The sequence below is a fragment of the Pseudomonas sp. TMW22090 genome (assembly GCF_022496665.1).
In the GTDB taxonomy this organism is placed as follows: Bacteria; Pseudomonadota; Gammaproteobacteria; order Pseudomonadales; family Pseudomonadaceae; genus Aquipseudomonas; species Aquipseudomonas gregormendelii.
Genome location: NZ_SCFH01000010.1, coordinates 132263 through 156448 on the forward strand (window position 1 = coordinate 132263; position 24186 = coordinate 156448).

The following is a 24186-nucleotide window of genomic DNA, read 5'->3' on the forward strand; positions in this document are numbered from 1 at the left end:
TATCTACACCACTCTCAGCGTCCAATACAAACGTTTGTTTGAATTGCCTCAAGCCCAGAGAAATCAAAGTCACGCGGCTTATGAACGGCCATTTTGCCGTATTGACCGGAATAGGTGTTCCGGTCAAGATACGGTCGGTTTTGCGCTCGCCGTAGGCTGGCTGTTGGTTTCAAGAGCACCTCTAAAGACAGGGCGATGGCAGTAGAAGGTGATGCGCAGCGCGGGTTTGGCGCGCAGTTTACACGCCGCGATAATGAATGACTCGTCGGTCACCCCTGACCAACGGTCATCAACATTATGAGCGATGGTCACTTGACACTTATGCCGGCGTTTTTAGAGGTGCCCTTGCGCCCGATGAGTATCAACCGCCAGGTTCGCCTAGGCGGCTTTCTTTTCACCGGAGAGTAACGAGGAATCCATGAAGGTTCTTGTAGCTGTCAAACGCGTTGTTGATTACAACGTCAAGGTTCGCGTCAAGGCGGACAATTCCGGCGTTGACCTCGCCAACGTCAAGATGTCGATGAACCCATTCTGCGAAATCGCAGTGGAAGAAGCCGTACGCCTGAAAGAAAAGGGTGTTGCGACTGAAATCGTCGTCGTCTCCGTCGGCCCGTCCACCGCTCAGGAGCAACTGCGCACTGCGCTGGCCCTGGGTGCCGACCGCGCCATCCTCGTCGAATCCGCTGAAGATCTGACTTCCCTGGCCGTTGCCAAACTGCTCAAGGCTGTTGTCGACAAGGAACAGCCACAGCTGGTGATCCTTGGCAAACAAGCGATCGACAGCGACAACAACCAGACTGGCCAGATGCTCGCGGCATTGAGCGGTTATGGCCAGGGCACGTTCGCGTCGAAAGTGGAAATCAGCGGCGACAGCGTTGCCGTGACCCGCGAAATCGACGGCGGCGCGCAGACGGTTTCCCTGAAGCTGCCGGCCATCGTCACCACTGACCTGCGTTTGAACGAGCCGCGTTATGCGTCCCTGCCAAACATCATGAAAGCCAAGAAGAAGCCTCTCGAAGTGCTGACTCCGGATGCTTTGGGCGTTTCCACCGCCTCCACCAACAAGACCGTGAAAGTCGAAGCGCCTGCTGCACGCAGCGCGGGTATCAAGGTCAAGTCGGTGGCTGAACTGGTCGAGAAACTGAAAAACGAAGCGAAGGTAATCTAATTATGACTATCTTGGTAATCGCTGAACACGACAACAAGGTAGTGGCTCCGGCCACCCTGAATACCGTAGCTGCCGCTGCCAAAATCGGTGGCGACATCCACGTTCTGGTTGCCGGCCTTGGCGCTGGCGCCGTGGCTGAAGCCGCTGCGAAAATTGCTGGCGTGGCTAAAGTGCTGGTGGCCGACAACGCCGCCTATGCGCATCAGTTGCCGGAAAACGTTTCGCCTCTGATCGCAGAGCTTGGCAAGAGCTACAGCCACATCCTGGCTGCCGCCACTTCCAACGGCAAAAACATCCTGCCGCGCGTTGCCGCTGCACTGGACGTTGACCAGATCTCCGAGATCATCTCGGTAGAAAGCGCCGACACCTTCAAGCGCCCGATCTACGCCGGTAATGCCATCGCTACCGTTCAATCGAACGCTGCGGTCAAAGTGATCACTGTTCGTGCCACCGGTTTCGACCCGGTAGCTGCGACCGGTGGTTCGGCTGCCGTTGAAGCCGTTGCTGCTGCTCACGATGCTGGCCTTTCCAGCTTCGTTGGCGAAGAACTGGCCAAATCGGATCGTCCGGAACTGACCGCTGCCAAGATCGTCGTTTCCGGCGGCCGCGGCATGCAGAACGGCGACAACTTCAAACACCTGTACGCCCTGGCCGACAAGCTGGGCGCTGCCGTGGGTGCTTCCCGCGCCGCGGTCGACGCAGGTTTTGTTCCGAACGACATGCAGGTCGGTCAAACCGGCAAGATCGTTGCGCCACAGCTGTACATCGCCGTCGGTATCTCCGGCGCGATCCAGCACCTGGCTGGCATGAAAGACTCCAAAGTGATCGTTGCGATCAACAAGGACGAAGAAGCACCGATCTTCCAGGTGGCCGATTACGGCCTGGTGGCGGACTTGTTCGAAGCCATCCCTGAGCTGGAGAAGCTGGTCTAATCCAGCGGCTTCACTTATAAAGAGCCCGGCCTTATGGCCGGGTTTTTTTTTGCGTCCACTGTAGGAGCGAGCTGGCTCGCGATGGAATTCAACGATGACGCTGGGAGCCTGTCACCCTGCGGCATCCTGGGTTTTTTCGCGAGCAAGCTCGCTCCTGCAGGTGGTATTCGTTGGAATGGGAGGGTGTCGTGCATCGAGTTTTCGGTTGTGTATTGCTGGGTTTGACGGTGCTGTCTGGACTGGCCAATGCCGCAGGCAAGTGCGAGCGCCTGGTGGTCACCGGCAGCCCGGATGCACCCCCCTATCTTTGGCAAGACCCGCAGGATCCCAAGCACCTGATCGGCGCCAGTGCCGATCTGTTGCAGCAGGTGGCGGGGCAGTTGGGCATCAAGGTCGAACTGCTCTATGCCGGCAAACGGTCCCAGGCGCTGGACGAAGTGCGCAGCGGGCGCATAGACCTGCTCGCCGATGCGCCGCTGACGTTCGGCGAGCTCGACTCGCTGGATTACATTCATCCGCCCTTGCTGGAGAACGACTACCTCGTCTGGACCCGCAAGGATTCGCCGCTGGTCTACAACCAGGCACAAGACCTTCATGGGCATACCGGTGCGATCTCGGAAAAGGCGCGGTTGACGCCGCAGTTCGGTACGTACGCCGAGCAGCAATTGGACCTGATCCGCACGCCCAACCTGACGCAGGCATTGCAGAAACTGCTGTTGGGTGAAGTGGAGTTTGTGCTGGCGGGCCGATATTCAGGCATCGCCGCCGCGCAGTCGCTGAGCATGGCCAATGACCTTGTCGCCGGTGCTGAACCGGTCGACAAACCCGGGCTGTATCTGGCTGTTTCCCACAACTCGGCGTGCAACGATCCGTGGTTGCGCGGACAGCTGGCGAAAAAGATGACAGAATTGCCCGCGTCCGGTCTGGCGGAAGCTGCGTTGCAGCGCAATATCGAGCGCTGGAAATTGCAGCAGCAACAACCCGTCAGTGCCCCAAAACAGTAGGGATTTTTAGTGAGTATTCGACCTCTTTTCGCTGCCCTGGCCGTTCTGGCTCTGGCGGGTTGTGCAGCCGATCCGGCGCCGAATGAACAAATGCGCCTGACCGAGCAGGCTCTCGAACAGGCCCGGGCCGTGGGGGCTACCGCTGCCGACGTACCGGAAATGAAACTGGCCGAAGACAAGTTCAACCGCGCCCAAGGCAGCATGAACGACCAGTCCTTCAAGAATGCGCGCATGCGCGCCGAACAGGCCGAACTGGATGCGCGCCTGGCCGAAGCCCGGGTGCTGACCCTCAAGAGCGAAGAGCAGTTGAACGTACTGAATACCCGCATCACCCGCTTGCGCAAGCAATTGGGAGATGCCCAATGAATAGTGCGTCCAGAGCTTTTGGAGGGTTGATCCTGGTGGGTTGTGCAAGCCTTTATGGCTGTGCCGGCCAGCACAGTGAAACCGCGTTGCAGGAAGCCGGTATTGACTTCCAGAAGGTCAAGGAAGACTCCAACGTGCTGCGTATTGCGCCCAAGGACGTGATCCGGGCCGGTGAATCCCTGGCTCGCGCCGACCGTCTGTCCAGCTACTGGGGCAGTGGCTCGGACGTGCTGCATTACGCCTACCTGAGCCAGCGCTACAGTGAAATCGCCCGGGAACACACCAACCAGGTGCTTAACGAAGAGCGCGCGGCCAAGCTCGAACTGGAACGCCAGCGCCTGCAACTGGCCCTGCGCGAATCCAAGTTGCTCAGCGTGCAACAGCAGGGCAAGTGGCTGGAAGAGCAGATTGTCGCACTCGCCACCACCCAGACCGATCGCGGGTTGGTCATGACCCTGGGTGACGTGTTGTTCGACACCGGCGAAGCCGAGTTGAAAAGCTCCGCTAACCGCGTGGTGCTGAAGATCGTGCAATTCCTGCAGCTCAATCCCAAACGCGTAGTCCGGATCGAGGGTTACACCGACAGTACCGGTGGCAAGCAGGAAAACCTCAAATTGTCCCGTGACCGCGCGCAATCCGTGGCCAATGTACTGATGGACCTTGGCATTGATGACAAGCGCATCAAGGTCGAAGGTTACGGCGATGAGTATCCAGTCGACGTGAACGCCTCGGAACGGGGTCGGGCACAGAACCGTCGGGTAGAGATCGTGTTCTCCGACGAAAAGGGCCAGCTCGGCGCCGCCCGTTAACGGCGGCTGAACTGCATACAACCTGGCAATGCCGTGTTGCTATTCATGGCAGGAGCGAGCTTGCTCGCGAAAAACTCATCGACACTGCGTTATCCAGACTTCACGCGTTATCGTTGCCGTTTATCGCGAGCAAGCTCGCTCCTACAGAGGTAAGCCAGTACAGTTTTTGCTGACACTGCACTGTACGGTCAACTATTCTGGCAACTGTCCCCGTACACTTCTAAACTGTTCCGGTACTGTGTCACATAAGAATAAAATGCCCGTGAAATCGAGTGCTGCGTCATGACCAATCTCTTGCTGTACCAACGTATTGCTCAACAACTGGCAGAAGACATCCGCCGCGGTGTCTATCAACCGGGGGAGCGCGTGCCTTCGGTGCGCAAGATGAGTTCGCAGCTTAACGTCAGCCACGCCACGGTGTTGCAGGCTTACGCCAATCTTGAGGATCAGGGATTGATTCGTGCCCGGCCTCAGTCGGGCTATTACGTACACCAAACCCCGGCCCTTACCGCGCCGACGCCGGACATCGCCAGGGTCGAACGGCCCAGCCTGGTTACGCGCAGCAGCATCATTCAACAGGTGTTGGTCGAGTCCCGCCGCGAAGGGGTGTTTCCTCTTGGCGCTGCAGTACCGAGCGTCGATTACCTGCCGGTGCGGGCCCTGCATCAGCAGTTGGCCAAGGTCACGCGGTTCCATAGCCCGCGGGCCTTCAGCTACATGTTCAGCCCAGGCTTTGAACCGCTGCGGCGCCAGGTGGCGATTCGCATGCGTGATGCCGGAGTGGTGGTCGATCCCTCGGAAGTGGTGATCACCCACGGTTGCGTCGACGCCCTGCAGATGTCCTTGCGCGTGCTGACCCGGCCGGGTGACCTCATAGCCGCCGAGTCGCCGACTTACTATGGGTTGTTGCAACTGGCCGACCTGCTGGGCCTGAAGGTCATCGAGATTCCCAGCGACCCCGCCACCGGCATGAGCCTGGAAGCCCTGCAACTGGCCGCCAATCAATGGTCGATCAAGGCGCTGGTTCTGACCACACGTCTCAGTAATCCCCTGGGCGGCACCATGCCAGAGGAACGCCAGAAGCAACTGCTGCGCCTGGCGTCGGACTTCGATATCCAGATCGTTGAAGACGATATCTATGGCGAACTGATGTTCGAGCAGGGCCGTACCAAGGCGCTCAAGGCCTATGACCGGCTGGATCGGGTGATCTATTGCTCAAGTTTTTCCAAGACCCTGTCGCCCGGGGTGCGCATTGGCTGGATGATTGCCGGAAAGTACCAGCAGGAAATCCAGCGCCTGCAGACCTTCAGCACCCATTCGGCCTGCAGCGTCACCCAGATGGGCATTGCTGCTTATCTGGAAAACGGCGGGTACGATCGGCATTTGCGCTACATCCGCCAGGAATACCGCAAGAACCTCAGCGCCTTTCAACTGGCCGTCCAGCAGTACTTTCCCGAAGGCACGCAAATGACCCGGCCCACCGGCGGTTTCATTCTTTGGGTAAGCCTGCCGGGGCGAGTGAACACCCAGGAACTGCATGTGCGGGCGTTGCAACAGGGGATCAGCATCGCCCCGGGGCTGATATTCAGTAACACCGAGCAATTCAACCACTGTATCCGGCTCAATTGTGGCATCCCCTGGAACCGTGAAGCAGAGCGCGCCTTGATGACTTTGGGCATGCTCGCCACCCAGCTGTGCCAGGAAACGGCGGCCGGTTTTTGACGGAACGGGCAGGTTATTGCGGTGCATACTTGTCTTGTGCCGGCTAACAGGCGAGCATAAGGCCCTCCGCCATTAGTGTTGCCGGGTCCATGAAATCGATTTTCCCCGCCGTGTGGTTATCCTTATGCTTGCTGATGTCTTTTCAGGCACAAGGCCTCATGGCGGCTCCGGCCCAGCAAACTCCTTCGGCAAGCACGCCTGCAAGTCAGTCTACCCCGGCAAAAAAGACCGCCACTGGCAAAAAGGCGGCTCCCGCTAAAAAGAACAGCAAACCGGTGAAAAAACGCGCACCGATTGCTTCCAAGTCCAAATCCGCCAGTGAAATAGCGAAAACTCCGCTACCATCGGCCAAACTCGACCTGAGCCTGCCCAAGGACATGGTTGAAGAGCTGGACCCGGTCGGCACGGTGCCGTTGCCCAAACACGATGCGATATTGCCGCAAATGTTTGGCGACAAGACGGGCAGCAGTCCTTTTCAGCTCAACGGGCGCCTGCTCAGCAACGAAATGCAGCTGCAGTTGCGCAATGAAGAACGGCGCGACGTTGAAGGTGCCGCGCTGGAATTCGAATTCAAGCAGTGATGTGCTCTCTCTTGTGACCCCAGGCCAGGACGCTTTGTCGGAGACTGGTCGGTCACGCCCATTTGATCGAAAAACCTCGGCCGGTTTAATTTAAAACAACTGTTTTAGCGGTTACTCTGTGCCCCGTCTTTACACATCGCCCGTCGCGAGGAGCTTGTCGTCATGAAATGCCGTGAGGGTTGTGGCGCCTGTTGCATTGCCCCTTCCATCAGTTCACCGATCCCCGGAATGCCCCACGGCAAACTGGCGGGAGAACGTTGCGTGCAACTGTCTGTCGAAAACCTGTGCAACATTTTCGGTAAGCCGGAGCGCCCGGCTGTTTGTTCGTCATTCGCGGCCGACCCCGATGTTTGCGGCAACAGCAGCGAAGAAGCGATCAAGCTGATTGGCTGGTGGGAGCAAATGACGGCGGCGTGATGTGTTCAACGGTCTGAACTTCAACAATAAGGAATAACACTATGGGTTCGCTGCATCGTTTGGCTGTGCTGTGTGGTTTCAGCGTTTTGCTGGCGACTTCGGTCCAGGCCGAAGAATGGAAAGTTGCCAAGAACGAGGACGGTATCAAGGTCTCCTTGAGTGAAGTGGCCGGTTCTGATTACAAGGCTTACCAGGGCGTCGCCCTGATGAAAACCTCCATGGCCAAACTGCGCGCCTTGCAGGAGGATGTGCCGGGTGCCTGTGCCTGGATTCACGAATGCAAGCTGCAGAAACTGCTCAAGCATGAAGGCGACCAGAGCTGGACCTACACCCAATTCAATACGCCATGGCCGGTGACTCCGCGAGATTCGGTGCTGCACATCACCACCGTCGAAGGCGCCGATGGCAGCCTGACCCGCAAGCTCGAAGGCGTGCCCACGTACATGCCCGAGGAAAAGGGTTTTGTGCGGGTGGTCAAGGTCGAGGGTTTCTGGAAGTTCGTGCCCAAGGGTGACCAGGTCGAAGTCACCTACCAGGTGCACACCGAGCCGGGCGGCAGCGTGCCTTCGATGGTGGCCAACAAGTTTGTGGTTGATGCGCCGTTCAATACGTTGAAGGCGTTGAAGGAGCGGGCGGAGAAGTAATTTCGCTTTTTTGCACATCCGTCTGAAAGCTGTGCAGGAGCTGCTTCGTTTCGCTCGACAGCCCCTGCACCTGGCCCACCGAGGCCAACAGATCGAGCCACCCAAGCCTATATTTTGTATCCGAATATTCACTGCACGAAATTTTCACAACCCGTCCAAGACAATCTCGCCCGCGCCAACCCAAACAGTAATCAATGGCAATGCTGCGGGTGATCGTGCAACATTTGCGCACCGCGCAAGCCCCGGGGTCAGGTATCGACCAACAGAGGGCTAAGCGCCGCTGTATTTTGCAACTTCAACTTCCAATGGGTCCTAAAACGACATGGCAAACCCGGACGCCCTGAAACAGCAGCGAGCTTCAAGTCGCCTGCTGCAACCAACCGTCAAATCGCACCTGGCCTACACCTTGTTGTGCGCCCTGGTCATGATGGTCATGTTCAGCCTGCTGCGCGTTGCGCTGCTGGTCTACAACAGCGAGATGATTCTTGATACACCGGCCTCGACCTTCGCCGAAGCGTTCTTCAACGGTCTGCGATTCGACCTGCGCCTGGTGGTCTACCTCAGCATCCCGCTGGTACTGGCGCTGTTCAGCGTCCGCGCAATGGCGGCCCGTGGTTTCTTCCGCCTGTGGCTGACCGTGGCTTCGAGCATCGCGCTGTTCCTCGGCCTGATGGAGATGGACTTCTACCGCGAATTCCACCAACGTCTCAACGGCCTGGTCTTCCAGTATGTGAAGGAAGACCCGAAAACCGTCATGAGCATGCTCTGGTACGGTTTTCCCGTGGTTCGTTACGTGCTGGCATGGGTCGGCGGCACTGTCATCCTCGCGCTGGCGTTCAAGGGTGCAGACCGCGCCACCCGACCACGCGGCCCGTTCAGCGGCGGTACCATCAGTACTCGCCAGGTGGCTCCATGGTACGCGCGCACTGCCGTGTTCGTGGTTTGCCTGCTGATCTGCGTCGTCGCGGCTCGCGGCACCTTGCGTCAAGGTCCGCCTTTGCGCTGGGGGGACGTCTACACCACCGATTCCAATTTCGCCAATCAGTTGGGCCTCAATGGCACGCTGTCGCTGATCGCTGCTGCCAAGAGCCGCATGTCTGAAGATCGCGACAATATCTGGAAGGCTACCTTGCCGCAGCCAGAAGCCCAGCAAATCGTGCGCGACATGCTGGTCATGCCTGACGACAAGCTGGTCGATCCGGACACGGCAGCCGTGCGCCGTGACTACACGCCACCGGCCGACAAGACCCTGCCGATCAAGAACGTCGTCGTGATCCTGATGGAAAGCATGGCCGGTCACTCGGTAGGCGCGTTGGGTGCCTCGGGTAACATCACGCCGTACCTCGACAAACTGTCGAAAGAGGGCCTGCTGTTCGATCGCTTCTTCTCCAACGGTACTCACACCCACCAGGGCATGTTCGCCACCATGGCGTGCTTCCCGAACCTGCCGGGTTTCGAATACCTGATGCAGACCCCGGAAGGCAGCCATAAGCTGTCCGGTTTACCGCAACTGCTCAGTGTCCGCGATTACGATGATGTGTATGTCTACAATGGCGACTTCGCCTGGGATAACCAGTCGGGCTTCTTCAGTAGCCAGGGCATGACCAACTTCATTGGTCGCAATGATTACGTGAACCCGGTGTTCTCCGATCCGACCTGGGGCGTTTCCGACCAGGATATGTTCGATCGCGGCCTGATCGAGCTCAAGGCGCGGGAAAACGGCAAGCCGTTTTATGCGCTGCTGCAAACCTTGTCGAACCACACTCCATACGCCTTGCCGTCGCCATTGCCGGTCGAGCGCGTGACGGATCGCGGCAGCCTCAACGAACATTTGACGGCCATGCGCTACGCCGATTGGGCCTTGGGCCAGTTCTTCGAGAAGGCCCGCAAGGAGCCTTACTTCAAGGAGACCCTGTTCGTGATCGTTGGTGACCACGGTTTCGGCAACGAGCGCCAGATCACCGAAATGGACCTGGGTCGCTTCAACGTGCCGATGCTGCTGATCGCACCGGGCATCCAGGAGAAATTCGGCGAGCGTGACCACACCGTTGGCACCCAGATCGATATCGTGCCGACCATCATGGGTCGCATCGGTGGCGAAGTGCGCCATCAATGCTGGGGTCGTGACCTGCTGAACCTGCCGGAAGGCGACACCGGTTTTGGCGTGATCAAGCCTTCGGGCAGCGAGCAGACCACCGCGATCATCACCGCGGACCAGATCCTGGTACTGCCCAAGGAAAAAGAAATGGCGCCGAAGGTGTACCAGTATCAGTTGGGCGCTACACCCAAGGCCGAGGTCATCCCTGATGCACCGCGTACCGCCGAGCTCAAGCAGAAACTTGAAGCTTTCCTGCAAACGGCGACCAAGAGCCTGATCGATAACACTGCCGGTGTGGTTGACGGCAAGCCGGACTGAAAGTCCAGGCAATAAAAAAGAGGCCCTTTTCAGGGCCTCTTTTTTTTCTGCTAACGCTTTATATCTTGCCAAGCAAGAGCAGGATCAACAGCACCACCAGTACTACACCGATGATACCCGACGGGCCATAACCCCAACTTCTGGAGTGGGGGAAGACCGGCAAGCCGCCTACCAGAAGAAGGATCAGAATAACGATTAGAATTGTGCCCATGTCTATTTCCTTGTTGAAAGTGTTCCGGAATGACCTAGCTATAACTATCAGCAGGAATGTATTAAATCCTAGCTGCTTAAACGATCCGACTGCGCTGATCGCGAGAAAATTCCAAGTTTTTTTAATGTATTTCGAAGAAAGCGTTATTTCGTTTTTATTGGCTAAGTTAATTCTTCCGTGGCTGGGGTTTGAGCAGCCTATTCAGCAATCTGATGCAGCGTGGCTCCCGCTATCTCCTTCGCTACACTCGGCACATCTTCCCCGGAACAACAAGGCTGTCTGCTATGCAAAATCGCATGATGATCACTGGCGCAGGCTCGGGCCTGGGTCGCGAAATCGCGCTCCGTTGGGCGCGCGAGGGCTGGCAACTGGCCTTGTCCGATGTCAGCGATCCCGGCCTGCAGGAAACCCTCAAGCTGGTGCGCGAGGCGGGTGGCGACGGGTTTATCCAGCGCTGTGACGTGCGCGACTACAGTCAGCTGACGGCGTTTGCCCAGGCCTGCGAGGAGAAGCTGGGCGGCATTGACATCATCGTCAACAACGCCGGAGTGGCCTCCGGCGGGTTCTTCAGCGAGCTGTCCCTGGAGGACTGGGATTGGCAGATTGCGATCAACCTGATGGGCGTGGTCAAGGGCTGCAAGGCGTTCCTGCCGCTGCTGGAAAAGAGCAAGGGCAAGATCATCAACATCGCGTCCATGGCCGCGTTGATGCAAGGCCCTGCCATGAGCAACTACAACGTGGCCAAGGCCGGCGTGGTCGCATTGTCCGAAAGCCTGCTGATCGAACTGGCGCAGCAGGAAGTCGGGGTGCATGTGGTATGCCCATCGTTCTTCCAGACCAACCTGTTGGACTCTTTCCGAGGCCCGACGCCTGCAATGAAAGCGCAAGTCGGCAAATTGCTTGAAAGTTCGCCGATCACCGCTGCCGACATTGCCGACTACATCTATCAGCAGATCGGTGCCGGTGAATTCATGATCCTGCCGCACGAGCAGGGCCGCATGGCCTGGGCGATCAAGCAGAAGAACCCGCAACTGCTGTACAACGAAATGACGGTCATGGCCGATAAAATGCGCGCAAAGGCCAAACAGACCGCAGGCTGAGCTTGCCCGATGGTCCCGCCGTCGCTAGGGTGGCCGCCATCGGCCATTTTAGCGAGACCCCTGCATGCTCAATTACCTGTGGTTCTTTCTTGCCGCCCTGTTTGAAATCGCCGGGTGTTTTGCATTCTGGATGTGGTTGCGCCAGGGCAAGAGTGCCCTGTGGATTGTGCCGGCACTGTTCAGCCTGACGCTGTTCGCACTCCTGCTGACGCGCGTGGAAGCGACCTATGCAGGTCGCGCCTATGCCGCCTATGGAGGCATCTACATCGTGGCGTCAATTGGCTGGTTGGCGGTGGTGGAGCGGATTCGTCCCTTGAGCTCGGACTGGATCGGTGTGGCGCTGTGCGTCATTGGCGCGACGGTGATTCTCTTCGGCCCACGACTGTCGGCTTCCTGAAGGAAAGATCCGACATTCTGCGGTTTTGTCGGATAAATCCTACGGAGTGCTTCCCTCAGGTTTGTAGGGAAAAACTGATTTGCCTACAACATATTGAATGAGCGTTTTCTGCCGGGCATCTTCAAGGTCCTGTCACCCAGTAGGACCTATCCCATGCTAGTTCTCAGCCGTGTAGCCCAAGAGTTGATCTCCATTGGCGACACCATTTCCGTGCGTATCCTGGCCGTCAGTGGCGACAGTGTGCGCATCGGAGTTGAAGCACCGCGCAGCTTTACCGTCCATCGCAGCGAGATCTACGAGCGCATTCAGGACGAAAAAAAGACCGGGAAACACAAGTAACAGACGTTTCAGTCGAACAAATGCTTGGGCACATCGTGCTTGAGCATCAGTTGACATTGCTCGCTCTCCGGATCGAAAACGATCAGTGCCTGTCCCTTGGTCAGGGCCTGGCGAACCCGCAAGACCCGGGTTTCCAGCGGGGTGTCGTCGCCGTTGTCCGTGCCGTCGCGGGTCACGAAATCTTCGATCAAGCGGGTCAAGGTATCGACTTCAAGTTGGTCGTGGGGAATCAGCATAGGCACCTCGGTTGAACAATGGCGCGATGCTACGGCGATTGGCAGATGGCGGCTACCGTCGGTTAAGCGCAGGCTGCTACATCGTCATCGCGAGCAGGCTTGCCCTCACACCAAAACCGTTTCCTGCACGGGGAAAATTCTGTGGGAGCGAGCCTGCTCGCGATCGGTCGTGCCGGCGCCGCAGATATCGGCTTAGCTATCGTTGCGCTGTCCCACCAGGCTATCCACCGATGGCACCCGGGTATCACTTTCCATCTGCGTGTCATGCTCGATCTGGTGACTGAACCGGTCCAGCGAACCCTTCGCTGGCTGCGCATCGCTGGCAAACACCGGCGGGCTGAGGATGTAGGCGCCGAGCAGGCGACTCAACGCGGCCAGGCTGTCGATGTGGGTACGCTCGTAGCCGTGAGTTGCATCGCAGCCGAAAGCGAGCAGGGCGGTGCGGATGTCATGCCCGGCGGTCACCGCCGAATGCGCATCGCTGAAGTAATAACGGAACAGATCGCGACGCACCGGTAATTCATTATCGCTGGCCAGGCGCAGCAAGTGCCGGGACAGGTGATAGTCATACGGCCCACCGGAATCCTGCATGGCCACGCTCACGGCATGTTCGCTGGAATGCTGGCCAGGAGCCACGGGGGCGATATCAATGCCGACGAACTCACTGACGTCCCACGGCAACGCCGCGGCCGCGCCACTGCCGGTTTCCTCGGTGATGGTGAACAGCGGATGACAATCGATCATCAGCTCTTCGCCACTGTCGACAATGGCTTTCATGGCTGCCAGCAGCGCCGCCACGCCGGCCTTGTCATCCAGGTGGCGGGCACTGATATGGCCGCTTTCGGTAAATTCGGGCAAAGGATCGAAGGCCACGAAATCGCCGACGCTGATCCCCAGTGAGTCGCAGTCTGCACGGGTGGCGCAGTAGGCATCCAGACGCAATTCGACGTGATCCCAGCTGATCGGCATCTCGTCCACGGCCGTGTTGAAGGCGTGCCCGGAAGCCATCAGGGGCAATACGCTGCCGCGAATCACGCCATTATCGGTGAACAGGCTGACCCGGCTGCCCTCGGCAAAACGGCTGGACCAGCAGCCCACCGGTGCCAGGGTCAGTCGACCGTTGTCCTTGACCGCGCGAACTGCCGCGCCGATGGTGTCCAGATGGGCCGAGACCGCGCGGTCCGGGCTGTTTTTCTTGCCCTTTAGAGTTGCGCGGATGGTCCCGCGCCGGGTCATTTCGAAGGGAATGCCCAGCTCTTCAAGACGCTCGGCGACGTAGCGCACGATGGTGTCGGTGAATCCTGTGGGGCTTGGAATGGCGAGCATCTCCAACAGGACTTTTTGCAGGTAGTTGAGATCCGGTTCCGGGATTCTACTGGTCATGGAAACTCCTGATGAGTTGAGTGCATCGATGGTTTCGATGAGGTTAAGAATGGGAGGCGGTCAGGCCGTCATCGCGGGCAGGCTTTGCTCTCACAGCAGCCTGGCTCCCAGAGCCGGGCCTCATACAATCCCTGTGGGAGCAGGCTTGCCCGCGATGACGTCAGTCCAGGCAACATCTATCTATTGGGCCGCCGGCTGACTATGGGGAAACAGCAGATCCACAAAGCGTTCCGCCGTCGGTTGCGGTTCATGATTGGCCAGTCCGGCGCGTTCATTGGCCTCGATAAATACGTATTCCGGCTGATCCGCCGCCGGCACCAGCAGGTCGAGCCCGACCATGGGAATGTCCAGCGCCCGCGCTGCCCGCACCGCAGCGTCGACCAGGGTCGGATGCAGGATGGACGTGACATCCTCAAGGATGCCGCCGGTATGCAGATTCGCCGTGCGCCGCACGAACAGGTGCTCGCCGGCCGGTAAAACACTGCTGTAGTCGTAACCGGCAGCCGCCAGGGTACGCTCGGTTTCGTGGTCGAGGGGGATCTTGCTCTCGCCGCCGGTGGCAGCCTGGCGCCGACGACTCTGAGCCTCGATCAGCGCGCCCACACTGTGCTGGCCATCACCGATCACTTCGGCCGGTCGGCGGATGGCCGCAGCCACCACTTCAAAACCGATTACCAGAATCCGCAGGTCCAAACCTTCGTGAAAACTCTCCAGCAGCACCCGGGTGTCAAACTGGCGAGCTGACTCAATGGCTTGCTGGACCTCTTCGATCGTCTGCAGGTCCACCGCCACCCCTCGGCCCTGTTCGCCGTCCAGCGGCTTGACCACTACGCGCTCATGCTCGTCGAGGAATGCCAGGTTGTCATCGGCGTTGCCGGCAAGTTGCTGGGACGGCAATTTCAGCCCCGCCGCCTTCAGTACCTTGTGCGTCAGGCTTTTGTCCTGGCACAGACTCATGCTGATGGCGCTGGTCAGGTCGCTCAGGGACTCGCGACAACGTACCCGACGCCCGCCATGGCTGAGGGTGAACATCCCGGCTTCGGCGTCATCGACCAGTACATCAATACCTCGACGATGGGCCTCCTCGACAATGATCCGCGCGTAAGGGTTGAAGTTAGCCTCCGGCCCAGGCCCCAGGAACAGCGGCTGATTGATGCCATTCTTGCGTTTGATGGCAAAGGTCGAAAGGTTGCGAAAACCCAGCTTGGCGTAGAGGTTTTTGGCCTGGCGATTATCATGCAATACCGACAGGTCGAGGTAACTGAGCCCGCGACTCATGAAGTGTTCGATCAGGTGCCGGACCAGCACTTCCCCCACCCCCGGTCGGGAACAAAGGGGGTCGACGGCCAGGCACCACAGGCTGCTGCCGTTCTCTGGATCGTTGTAGGCCTTGTGATGGTTGAGCCCCATCACACTGCCGATGACCGCACCGCTGTCTTCATCCTCGGCCAGCCAGTACACCGGACCCCCGAGGTGACGCGGGGTCAGCAAACTGGCATCGATGGGCAGCATGTTGCGGGCCTGGTACAGCGTGTTGATCGCCTGCCAGTCCGCCTCACTTTGCGCCCGACGAATCCGGAAGCCGCGAAATACTCGCGTGGAGGGGCGATAGTCCGTGAACCACAGGCGCAAGGTGTCCGAAGGGTCGAGGAACAATTGCGCCGGCTCAAGCCCCAACACCTGTTGGGGCGCGGCCACGTACAGCGCGATATCCCGCTCGCCGGGTTTTTCGTTGAGCAGTTCCTGGGCAAGACTGGCAGGGTCAGCGAAGGTGTGGCCGATCAGTAATCGACCCCAACCGCAATGCAGCGCAATCGGGGCCGCGTTCGGTTCACTGCCATCCTCAGCCAAGCGTGCCTGCAAGCGTTCGTAGGTAGGCGCCTGACCGCGCAACAAGCGTTGGCTGTAAGCCGTGGCGTGGGGTTTCATCGATCAGATTCCTTGTTCGCTGAGCCACAGGTTCAAGGCCGCCAGTTGCCACAGCTTGGAGCCACGCAAGGGCGTCAGTTGACCTTGTGGATCAGTCAGCAGGCGGTCAAGCATGGCCGGGTTGAACAGGCCACGATCCTGGCTCGGATCCAGCAGCAGTTCGCGCACCCAATTGAGCGTATCGCCCTGTAGATGCTTGAGGCCGGGGACCGGAAAGTAACCTTTCTTGCGGTCGATCACTTCACTTGGAATGACCAGTCGCGCGGCTTCCTTGAGCACCTGCTTGCCGCCATCGGGCAGCTTGAATTTGCCCGGTACGCGTGCCGACAATTCCACCAGGCGGTAGTCCAGGAACGGCGTGCGGGCTTCCAGGCCCCATGCCATGGTCATGTTGTCGACGCGCTTGACCGGGTCGTCCACCAGCATCACCGTGCTGTCCAGGCGCAAGGCTTTGTCCACAGCGGCATCGGCGCCAGGCTGGGCAAAATGTTCTTTCACGAAATCGCCAGCGGCGTCATTCGCCGTCAACCATTTGGGCTGCACGGTGGCGGCGTAATCTTCATAGCTGCGGTCGAAAAACGCTTCGCGGTAGGCAGCGTAAGGGTCGGCGGCGCCATCGACTTGCGGATACCAGTGGTAACCGGCGAACAGTTCGTCTGCACCCTGGCCGCTCTGTACCACCTTGCAGTGGTTGGCCACTTCACGGGACAGCAGGTAGAACGCAATGCAGTCATGGCTGACCATCGGCTCGCTCATGGCGCGGAACGCCGCCGGCAATTGCTCAATGATCTCTTTTTCGTCGATGCGTAACTGATGGTGCTGGGTGCCGTAGTGCCTGGCGATCAGGTCCGAGTACTGGAACTCGTCGCCGCGTTCGCCGCCGGCATCCTGGAAGCCGATGGAAAAGGTCGACAGGTTCTCCACCCCGACTTCGCGCAACAGTCCCACGAGCATGCTCGAATCCACTCCGCCGGAGAGCAATACGCCGACGTCGACAGCGGCTCGTTGACGAATGGCCACCGCTTCACGAGTGCTGTCCAGCACGCGGTCGCGCCAGTCTTCCAGTGTCAGGTTCATTTCATCGGCACGCGGACCGTAGGGCAGGGTCCACCAGGTTTTCTGCTCGGTGCTGCCATCAGCTTCGACGCGCATCCAGGTCGCTGGCGGCAGTTTCTCGATGCCTGCCAGCAAGGTGCGCGGAGCTGGAACCACCGCATGAAAATTCAGATAGTGATTGAGAGCCACCGGATCAAGGATCGGGTTGATGTCACCGCCCTTGAGCAGAGCCGGCAAAGCCGAGGCAAAGCGCAGGCGCTGGCCGGTACGCGACAGGTAGAGCGGCTTCACGCCCAGACGGTCACGGGCGATGAACAGGCGCTTGGCGTCGCGTTCCCAGATGGCGAACGCAAACATGCCGTTGAGCTTGGGTAGCAGTGCTTCGCCCCAGGCGTGATAGCCCTTGAGCAGCACTTCGGTGTCACCGCCGGAGTAGAACGCATAACCGAGGCTTTCAAGCTCGGTGCGCAGCTCTGGGAAGTTGTAGATCGCGCCATTGAACGCCAGGGACAGGCCCAACTGGTTGTCGACCATCGGCTGCGCCGAGCCGTCCGACAGGTCCATGATTTTCAGGCGGCGATGGCCCAGGGCAATCGGCCCTTGGCTGTGGAAGCCCCACGCGTCAGGTCCGCGGGGTGCCAGGTGATGGGTGATTCGTTCAACGGCTGCAAGGTCCGCAGGTTGATTGTCAAAGCGTAACTCGCCAGCTAATCCGCACATAAAGTCCTTACCGGTTTTTCCGTTGGGGAGGTTCAATCGATACCCGGCTAAAACAGCGGGCACTCAGAAACTGACCCGCTGCGATCCTGGGAGTTTTAGATCGATAAGGAATAAGCCGCTCGCCGCGGCTGCGGTTGTGCCACGGACCTCCGACCAGCGACTGAAGGCGCTGGTAGAACACACCGCCGACCTGGACAAGGCCCGAGTACTGCAGGCGGCCTTGCCGCATTGGCTGGCGGGTGCGGGTCGGGATGGGGTGCAAGTGCTGAAAGAAGCGTTGCGGCAGTCTTTAGTCTTTCAAGCCTTTGCGCGGATCAGGCGCCGCAAGACGAATCGATTGGGATGGCACGCCTCGGCGACGGCCCGGGGCAACGGCAGCGGTTCGTTGTCGAGCCAGGCCGCCAGCAGCTCAGCTGACAATGGTGCGGTGATCAAGCCCCGGGAACCGTGACCGCTGTTGACGTACACACCGTCCAGCCATGGGCAAGGGATGTCCGGCGTTTGCCGGGCATCTTTGCTCAGGACGCCATAGGCGTTGGCAAAGGCCTGGGTAGCGGCCAGCGGACCGACGATCGGCAGGTAATCCGGGCTGGTACAGCGAAACGCGGCGCGACCTGCCAGGGCCTCTGGTTGTAAGGTGTCGGCACCCAGGCGGGCGACCAGATCGGCGGATATTTCCTCGAGCATCTGCAAGTTGCCGGCATGCTCGGCTGCCGTGGGTGTCAGGTCGTCGTTGTTGAAATCGAAACTGGCGCCCAGGGTGTGTTCGCCCAGCCGCGCCGGTGCAACGTAGCCTTCGGCGCACACCACGGTGCTCAGGCTTTGGCTGTCAGCAGTTTGAGGCAGGCGGGTAATCTGGCCCCGGATACGCTTGAGCGGCAAGTCGCTGCTGAAGTCAAAACGCCTGACGTCGGCAGCGCCTGCCAGCACCACCACTGGCGCTTGGGCCAGCAATCTTTCCCCAGCCCACGCCTGCCATTGCCCTTTATCACGGCGCAGTTGCACCACCTCGTGATGAGTCAGGACGCTGATATTGGGATGAGCCGCTTGCCAGGCACACAGGGCTGGCGGATGCACCCAGCCGCCTTCTGGATAAAACAGGCCGCCGGATGGCAGCGCGATACCCGCGCGCTGCTCGGCGTGTTCGCGATCGAGCTCATGCAGCAGATCGTCGGGAAACGCTGCGGCCAATTGTGCCTGCCGGTCGGCTTCCTTGGCATTGAACGCCAGTTGCAGAACACCGCAATCATCCCAGTCGACTCCCCGTTGCAGATGTTCGAGCAACCGCCGGGTGTGGCCAAATCCACTGACAATCAGCTGTGACAACGCCGTGCCATGGGCCGAAAGCTTGAGGTACAAAACGCCCTGGGGATTGCCCGATGCTTCCTGCGCCAGAGCCGCGTGACGCTCCAGCAGGCTCACGCACCAACCCCTTGCCGCTAGGCTGGCCGCCGTGGCGCAACCGGCCAGACCGGCGCCAATCACCATGGCATGCCGCTCGCCAGTCAGTGGCAGCGGACGCGCGAACCACGGTTTGGTTACCGCCGGCGGCGCTGCCTCTTGCGGCCATCCGAGAAATACGCCCCGCAGGATTTCCCATTTGTGCCCGATGCCGGGCGTACGCTTCATCTTGAAGCCCGCCGCATTCAGCAGACGGCGCACCCAGCCGGTACTGGTAAACGTACTGATGGTAGAGCCGCGCGCTGCCAGGCGGGCCAGTTCGGCAAACAGCTCGGCGGTCCACATGTCGGGATTTTTTGCCGGGGCGAAGCCGTCGAGAAACCAGGCGTCAACTTGGGCGTCCAGTTGCGGCAACTGTTCCAGGGCGTCGCCAATCAGCAACGTCAGGGTGACGCGGCCGTTGTCCAGCACCAGTCGCTGGAAGCCTTGATGGATGGCCACGTATTGCGCCAGCAGTTGATCGGCGAACGGCTTGAGCTCGGGCCACAACGCCAGTGCTCGCTGCAGGTCCGGCAGGGTCAGCGGGTATTTTTCAACGCTGACAAAATGCAACCGCGCGCCAGGCACCGCCTGTGCCTCGAACAACTGCCAGGCACAGAGGAAGTTCAGGCCGGTGCCGAATCCGGTCTCGCCAATGACCAGTCGCTCACCGGCCTGCAGCGCGGCAAAGCGCTCACTCAAAGCATTTTGCTGGAGGAACACGTAACGGGTCTCATCCAGGCCAGACAGATCGGAAAAATACACGTCGTCGAACATCCGCGAACGCGGGAGTCCCTGGTCGTCCCAGTCGAGCTGGGCGTGGGGTAATACGGGTTTCATGGCAGGCTCGGCAGCGGCAAGGTGGCCATTCTAGCTGATCATCGTGGCAATGCCTGATCCATGGCATCGGCAGCGGCCCATCTAACGATGAAAATGGATTTCTACTACGTGGGGGAGGTCAATCCGCTAGTCTTGCTCAATCCGGGAAGGGAGCCATCCATGTTCGAATCTGCTGAAATCGGTCATTTCATCGATAAAGAAACCTACGAGGCGGAAGTGCCGGCGCTGCGCGAAGCGTTGCTTGACGCGCAATTTGAACTCCAGCAGCAGAAACGTTTTCCGGTCATCGTGCTGATCAACGGCATCGAAGGGGCCGGCAAGGGTGAGACGGTCAAGCTGCTCAATGAGTGGATGGACCCGCGACTGATCGAAGTGCGTACCTTTGATCAGCAAACCGATGAGGAGCTGGCCCGTCCGCCGGCCTGGCGCTACTGGCGAATGCTGCCGGCCAAGGGCCGCACGGGTATTTTCTTTGGCAATTGGTACAGCCAGATGCTTCAGGGGCGAGTCCATGGCGAGTTCAAGAACCCACGGCTCGATCAGGGCATCAATGCCGCCGAGCGTCTGGAAAAGATGCTGTGCGACGAAGGCGCGCTGATCTTCAAGTTCTGGTTCCACCTGTCCAAGAAACAGATGAAGGCCCGCCTCAAGGCGCTGGCGGACGACCCCTTGCACAGCTGGCGCATCAGCCCGCTGGACTGGCAGCAATCGCAGACCTACGACAAGTTCGTCAAATACGGCGAGCGCGTCATGCGCCGCACCAGCCGTGACTATGCGCCCTGGCATGTGATCGAAGGCGTCGACCCGAACTATCGCAGCCTGGCGGTCGGGCGGATTCTGCTCGCCGGCCTGCAAGGTGCTCTCCAACGAGCATCCCTGCACCCGGAAAAAGTCAACGCCGCACCACTGCCCACCAGCGTCGATCAGTTGAACCTGCTCGACAGCCTGGACTTGACCCTGCGCCTGGACAAGGACGATTACGAAGAACAGCTGATCACCGAACAGGCACGTTTTTCTGGCCTGATGCGGGATAAACGCATGCGCCGCCACGCGTTGGTCGCCGTCTTCGAAGGCAATGATGCGGCGGGCAAGGGCGGGGCGATTCGCCGGGTGGCGGCGGCCCTGGATCCGCGTCAGTACAGCATCGTACCGATTGCCGCGCCGACCGAAGAAGAGCGTGCGCAGCCGTACTTGTGGCGGTTTTGGCGGCACATCCCGGCCAAGGGCAAGTTCACGGTGTTTGATCGTTCGTGGTACGGGCGGGTGCTGGTGGAGCGCATCGAAGGCTTCTGCCCGCCGTCGGACTGGTTGCGCGCTTACAGCGAGATCAATGATTTCGAAGAGCAGATCGTTGATTCCGGCGTGATCGTGGTCAAGTTCTGGCTGGCCATCGACAAGCAGACTCAGCTGGAGCGCTTCCAGGCCCGTGAGGAGATTCCCTTCAAGCGTTTCAAGATCACCGAAGACGACTGGCGCAACCGCGACAAGTGGGACGCCTATCGTGCTGCGGTAGGCGATATGGTGGATCGTACCAGCACCGATATCTCGCAATGGACGCTGGTGGAAGCCAATGACAAGCGCTGGGCGCGGGTCAAAGTGCTGCGCACGATTAACAGTGCGCTGGAAGAGGCGTTCGAAAAGTCCGACCGCAAGGACAAGAAACACAGGAAGTGAACCGATGGTTGCGCATACGCGAGGTGAATGATTGTCGCAGCCGGTTATGTGGTGGACTTATGCTCGGTCTACTCTCAACCGACAAAAACAATGAGGTATGCCATGCGTGAAGTGGTGATCGTCGACAGCGTACGGACCGGCCTGGCCAAATCCTTTCGCGGTAAGTTCAACCAGACCCGTCCTGACGACATGGCGGCGCATTGCGTCGACGCCTTGTTGGCGCGCTCGGGCATCGACCCGGCGAGCGTGGAGGACTGCATCGTCGGCGCAGGCTCCAACGAAGGTGCCCAAGGCTACAACATCGGCCGTAATGTGGCGGTGTTGTCGCGCCTGGGTACTGGCACTGCCGGCATGACCCTCAACCGCTTCTGCTCGTCGGGTTTACAGGCGATCGCCATCGCTGCCAACCAGATCGCTTCGGGCTGCAGTGACATCATTGTGGCTGGCGGTGTCGAGTCGATCAGCCTGACGATGAAGAGCGTCAATACTGACAATCTGATCAACCCGCTGCTCAAGGAGCAGGTCCCGGGCATCTACTTCCCCATGGGCCAGACTGCCGAGATCGTGGCGCGTCGCTATAACGTCAGCCGCGCAGAACAGGACCTGTATGCGCTGCAGAGCCAGCAGCGTACGGCGCAGGCCCAGGCCACCGGCTTGTTCAATGACGAAATCGTGCCGATGGCGGTGAAATACCGGGTCGAGGACAAGAACAGCGGCGAGGTGCAGATCCTCGACGGCATTGTCGATCGCGACGATTGCAACCGCCCGGACACCACGCTGGAAAGCCTGGCGGGCTTGAAACCGGTATTTGCCGAAGACGGCTCGGTGACTGCCGGCAACTCTTCGCAGTTGTCCGACGGTGCGTCGATGACGCTGGTGATGAGCCTGGAAAAAGCCCTGGAGCTGGGATTGAAGCCCAAGGCGTTCTTCCGCGGATTTACCGTGGCAGGTTGCGAACCGGATGAGATGGGGATCGGCCCAGTGTTTTCGGTGCCCAAACTGCTCAAGGCCAAAGGGTTGCAGGTGGCCGACATTGACCTGTGGGAACTCAACGAGGCGTTCGCTTCGCAATGCCTTTACAGCCGTAACCGCCTGCAAATCGATAACGAAAAATACAACGTCAACGGCGGCTCGATTTCCATTGGCCACCCGTTCGGCATGACCGGTTCGCGGCAAGTGGGGCATCTGGTGCGCGAGTTGCAGCGGCGTAATCTGCGCTATGGCGTGGTGACCATGTGCGTGGGCGGGGGCATGGGGGCTACCGGGCTGTTTGAAGCGGTGCGGTGATGACCTGTATTGGTGTGGAAACTGTGAAGTAGCCTTCGCGAGCAAGTCCAATAACCGCGCCGCCGCTCACGCCGCTCACGCAGCTCTTGCGGCGGTGCGAGGATTCGACTTGCTGGCGAATACTCGCGCCTGGGTCTAGCGCCGGTCACTCATCTTCTGCATCCGCTCGATGTATTCCCGAATACCCCGCTCCGCCACCTGCGGATTTTCAAACGGCCCCTCCAGCGTGTTTTCCCGGGTACTGAAATACAACTCCCCGTTCACCCGGCATAGACGGTCACTGCGAAAGTGCGTAGCGGGGGCGTTGTCCTGGGCGCGCATGCCGTACATGAAGGTTCTCCTGAAGGTGATGTCCTATGGGTGGATCGACTCAGCTTATGTCTGAACCATTTGACCTGCCCAACCAACCGATCGACGGCATGCGACCTGCACAGTTGCATGCGCGGCAAGTGGGCAACTGTGCCTGTGTACCAACAGTGCATGGGCCTAGAATGACCAGTTCTTGCCGTCTGGCCTTGTTGAGGTACGCATGCACATTTCATCCGGTCGCTGGGTCTATGGCCTGTTCCTGGCCTTGCTGACCGCGCTGTTGTGGGGAATCCTGCCGATCAAGCTCAAGCAGGTGCTGCAGGTGATGGACCCGGTGACGGTGACCTGGTTTCGCCTGATGGTGTCCGGCAGTTGCCTGTTCATCTACCTGGCGGCCACCAGGCGCCTGCCCAGTCGCAAGGTCCTCGGCCCGCGCGGTGGCTGGCTGGTGGTGATGGCGGTGCTGGGGCTGGTCGGCAACTACGTGTTGTACCTGATGGGCCTGAACCTGCTGAGCCCCGGTACGGCACAACTGGTGGTACAGATGGGGCCGATCATGTTGCTGATCGCCAGTCTGTTTGTGTTCAAGGAGCGTTTCAGCGTAGGGCAGGGGATTGGGCTGCTGGTGCTGCTGATCGGCTTCGTGTTGTTCTTCAACCAGCGCCTGAGTGAGTTGCTGACTTCCCTGAGCGACTACACCGCCGGCGTGTTGCTGGTCCTGCTGGCTTCCACGGTCTGGACCTTCTATGCCTTGGGGCAGAAGCAACTGCTGACGGTATGGAATTCGCTGCAAGTGATGATGGTGATCTACCTGTTTTGCGGGTTGCTGCTGACCCCCTGGGTGCATCCGCTGGAGGTGCTGCAACTGAGCCCGCTGCAGGGCTGGCTGCTGCTGGCGTGCTGCATGAACACTTTGATTGCCTACGGTGCATTCGCCGAGGCGCTGGCCCATTGGGAGGCTTCGCGGGTGAGTGCGACGCTGGCGATCACACCTTTGGTGACTTTCGCTGCGGTGGCTGTCGCCGCATGGCTCTGGCCGGCGTACGTGCATGCCGAGACAATCAATGGCCTGGGCTATGGCGGGGCCGTGCTGGTGGTGTTGGGCTCGGCGCTGGTGGCGCTGGGGCCTTCATTGATTGCCGGACTGAGGGCGCGGCGGGCGCGGTTGGCGGCCAGTTAGACCGCGTCATCGTTCATCGCGGGCAA

General features: G+C 59.6%; 23 protein-coding genes. 16 read left to right on the forward strand and 7 right to left on the reverse strand.

What is annotated here, in order from left to right:
- The first annotated feature begins 418 nt into the window (after window positions 1–418).
- The 10 genes from EQV97_RS24645 to EQV97_RS24690 all read left to right on the forward strand — a co-directional run bounded on the left by EQV97_RS24645 (window position 419) and on the right by EQV97_RS24690 (window position 10059).
- On the forward strand, window positions 419–1168 hold the full coding sequence (locus EQV97_RS24645) for an electron transfer flavoprotein subunit beta/FixA family protein (protein WP_007987229.1): 750 nt from the start codon (window positions 419–421) through the stop codon (window positions 1166–1168).
- Window positions 1169–1170: 2 nt separating this feature from the next.
- Window positions 1171–2100, forward strand: a complete 930-nt coding sequence (locus tag EQV97_RS24650) for an FAD-binding protein (protein ID WP_240890239.1) — start codon at window positions 1171–1173, stop codon at window positions 2098–2100.
- A gap of 188 nt (window positions 2101–2288) precedes the next feature.
- A complete protein-coding gene (locus EQV97_RS24655) occupies window positions 2289–3104 on the forward strand; it encodes a transporter substrate-binding domain-containing protein (protein WP_122841399.1) in 816 nt (271 codons plus the stop codon).
- 9 nt (window positions 3105–3113) lie between these two features.
- Window positions 3114–3470 (forward strand): DUF4398 domain-containing protein, encoded by a 357-nt coding sequence (locus EQV97_RS24660; protein WP_122841398.1) that lies wholly within the window; start codon window positions 3114–3116, stop codon window positions 3468–3470.
- Window positions 3467–4279, forward strand: coding sequence for an OmpA family protein (locus tag EQV97_RS24665; protein ID WP_045061692.1), 813 nt, complete (start codon window positions 3467–3469; stop codon window positions 4277–4279). The genes EQV97_RS24660 and EQV97_RS24665 overlap by 4 nt, the downstream gene beginning before the upstream one ends.
- Before the next feature lie 282 nt (window positions 4280–4561).
- Window positions 4562–6001 carry a PLP-dependent aminotransferase family protein gene (locus tag EQV97_RS24670; protein WP_045061691.1) on the forward strand — a complete coding sequence of 480 codons (1440 nt, stop codon included), beginning with the start codon at window positions 4562–4564 and terminating at the stop codon, window positions 5999–6001.
- A gap of 89 nt (window positions 6002–6090) precedes the next feature.
- Window positions 6091–6582, forward strand: a complete 492-nt coding sequence (locus EQV97_RS24675) for a translation initiation factor 2 (protein WP_122841396.1) — start codon at window positions 6091–6093, stop codon at window positions 6580–6582.
- A gap of 162 nt (window positions 6583–6744) precedes the next feature.
- Entirely contained in the window at window positions 6745–6999 is a 255-nt protein-coding gene (locus EQV97_RS24680; protein ID WP_240890240.1) for a YkgJ family cysteine cluster protein, read from the forward strand.
- 41 nt (window positions 7000–7040) lie between these two features.
- Window positions 7041–7643, forward strand: coding sequence for an START domain-containing protein (locus EQV97_RS24685; RefSeq protein ID WP_122841395.1), 603 nt, complete (start codon window positions 7041–7043; stop codon window positions 7641–7643).
- A gap of 322 nt (window positions 7644–7965) precedes the next feature.
- Window positions 7966–10059, forward strand: a complete 2094-nt coding sequence (locus tag EQV97_RS24690; protein ID WP_122841394.1) for an LTA synthase family protein — start codon at window positions 7966–7968, stop codon at window positions 10057–10059.
- 58 nt (window positions 10060–10117) lie between these two features.
- On the opposite strand, the gene EQV97_RS24695 is transcribed toward EQV97_RS24690, so the two are convergent.
- Complete coding sequence (locus EQV97_RS24695) at window positions 10118–10276, reverse strand: DUF3309 family protein (RefSeq protein WP_169858239.1); 159 nt, start codon at window positions 10274–10276, stop codon at window positions 10118–10120.
- A gap of 278 nt (window positions 10277–10554) precedes the next feature.
- Here EQV97_RS24695 and EQV97_RS24700 point away from each other — a divergent pair, with 278 nt between their 5' ends.
- From EQV97_RS24700 to csrA, 3 genes are all read left to right on the forward strand, one after another.
- The gene (locus EQV97_RS24700) at window positions 10555–11370 is read left to right on the forward strand and encodes an SDR family oxidoreductase (RefSeq protein WP_045061686.1); all 816 of its coding nucleotides are present in this window, start codon (window positions 10555–10557) and stop codon (window positions 11368–11370) included.
- Window positions 11371–11434: 64 nt separating this feature from the next.
- Complete coding sequence (locus EQV97_RS24705; RefSeq protein ID WP_045061685.1) at window positions 11435–11767, forward strand: YnfA family protein; 333 nt, start codon at window positions 11435–11437, stop codon at window positions 11765–11767.
- Between the two features lie 153 nt (window positions 11768–11920).
- Window positions 11921–12106, forward strand: a complete 186-nt coding sequence (csrA, locus tag EQV97_RS24710; protein WP_045061684.1) for a carbon storage regulator CsrA — start codon at window positions 11921–11923, stop codon at window positions 12104–12106.
- A gap of 8 nt (window positions 12107–12114) precedes the next feature.
- On the opposite strand, the gene EQV97_RS24715 is transcribed toward csrA, so the two are convergent.
- The 5 genes from EQV97_RS24715 to mnmC all read right to left on the reverse strand — a co-directional run bounded on the left by EQV97_RS24715 (window position 12115) and on the right by mnmC (window position 19710).
- On the reverse strand, window positions 12115–12342 hold the full coding sequence (locus EQV97_RS24715) for a YheU family protein (RefSeq protein ID WP_003199186.1): 228 nt from the start codon (window positions 12340–12342) through the stop codon (window positions 12115–12117).
- A gap of 192 nt (window positions 12343–12534) precedes the next feature.
- Window positions 12535–13725 (reverse strand): osmoprotectant NAGGN system M42 family peptidase, encoded by a 1191-nt coding sequence (locus EQV97_RS24720; protein ID WP_122841393.1) that lies wholly within the window; start codon window positions 13723–13725, stop codon window positions 12535–12537.
- Between the two features lie 180 nt (window positions 13726–13905).
- Entirely contained in the window at window positions 13906–15654 is a 1749-nt protein-coding gene (ngg, locus tag EQV97_RS24725; protein WP_225570708.1) for an N-acetylglutaminylglutamine synthetase, read from the reverse strand.
- A 3-nt stretch (window positions 15655–15657) separates the two neighbouring features.
- Complete coding sequence (locus tag EQV97_RS24730) at window positions 15658–17430, reverse strand: N-acetylglutaminylglutamine amidotransferase (protein ID WP_240890241.1); 1773 nt, start codon at window positions 17428–17430, stop codon at window positions 15658–15660.
- A gap of 297 nt (window positions 17431–17727) precedes the next feature.
- Window positions 17728–19710 (reverse strand): bifunctional tRNA (5-methylaminomethyl-2-thiouridine)(34)-methyltransferase MnmD/FAD-dependent 5-carboxymethylaminomethyl-2-thiouridine(34) oxidoreductase MnmC, encoded by a 1983-nt coding sequence (gene mnmC, locus EQV97_RS24735; protein WP_240890242.1) that lies wholly within the window; start codon window positions 19708–19710, stop codon window positions 17728–17730.
- Window positions 19711–19869: 159 nt separating this feature from the next.
- Between mnmC and pap the strand changes: the two genes are divergently transcribed.
- Both pap and EQV97_RS24745 read left to right on the forward strand, forming a co-directional pair.
- The gene (pap, locus tag EQV97_RS24740) at window positions 19870–21384 is read left to right on the forward strand and encodes a polyphosphate:AMP phosphotransferase (protein WP_122841389.1); all 1515 of its coding nucleotides are present in this window, start codon (window positions 19870–19872) and stop codon (window positions 21382–21384) included.
- A 102-nt stretch (window positions 21385–21486) separates the two neighbouring features.
- Complete coding sequence (locus tag EQV97_RS24745; RefSeq protein ID WP_225570711.1) at window positions 21487–22671, forward strand: thiolase family protein; 1185 nt, start codon at window positions 21487–21489, stop codon at window positions 22669–22671.
- Between the two features lie 135 nt (window positions 22672–22806).
- Here the strand turns inward: EQV97_RS24745 and EQV97_RS24750 are convergent, their stop codons facing one another.
- Window positions 22807–23001 carry a DUF6316 family protein gene (locus EQV97_RS24750; protein WP_122841387.1) on the reverse strand — a complete coding sequence of 65 codons (195 nt, stop codon included), beginning with the start codon at window positions 22999–23001 and terminating at the stop codon, window positions 22807–22809.
- Between the two features lie 199 nt (window positions 23002–23200).
- On the opposite strand from EQV97_RS24750, the gene EQV97_RS24755 reads away from it, so the two are divergent.
- The gene (locus EQV97_RS24755; RefSeq protein WP_122841386.1) at window positions 23201–24160 is read left to right on the forward strand and encodes a DMT family transporter; all 960 of its coding nucleotides are present in this window, start codon (window positions 23201–23203) and stop codon (window positions 24158–24160) included.
- Window positions 24161–24186: the final 26 nt, after the last annotated feature.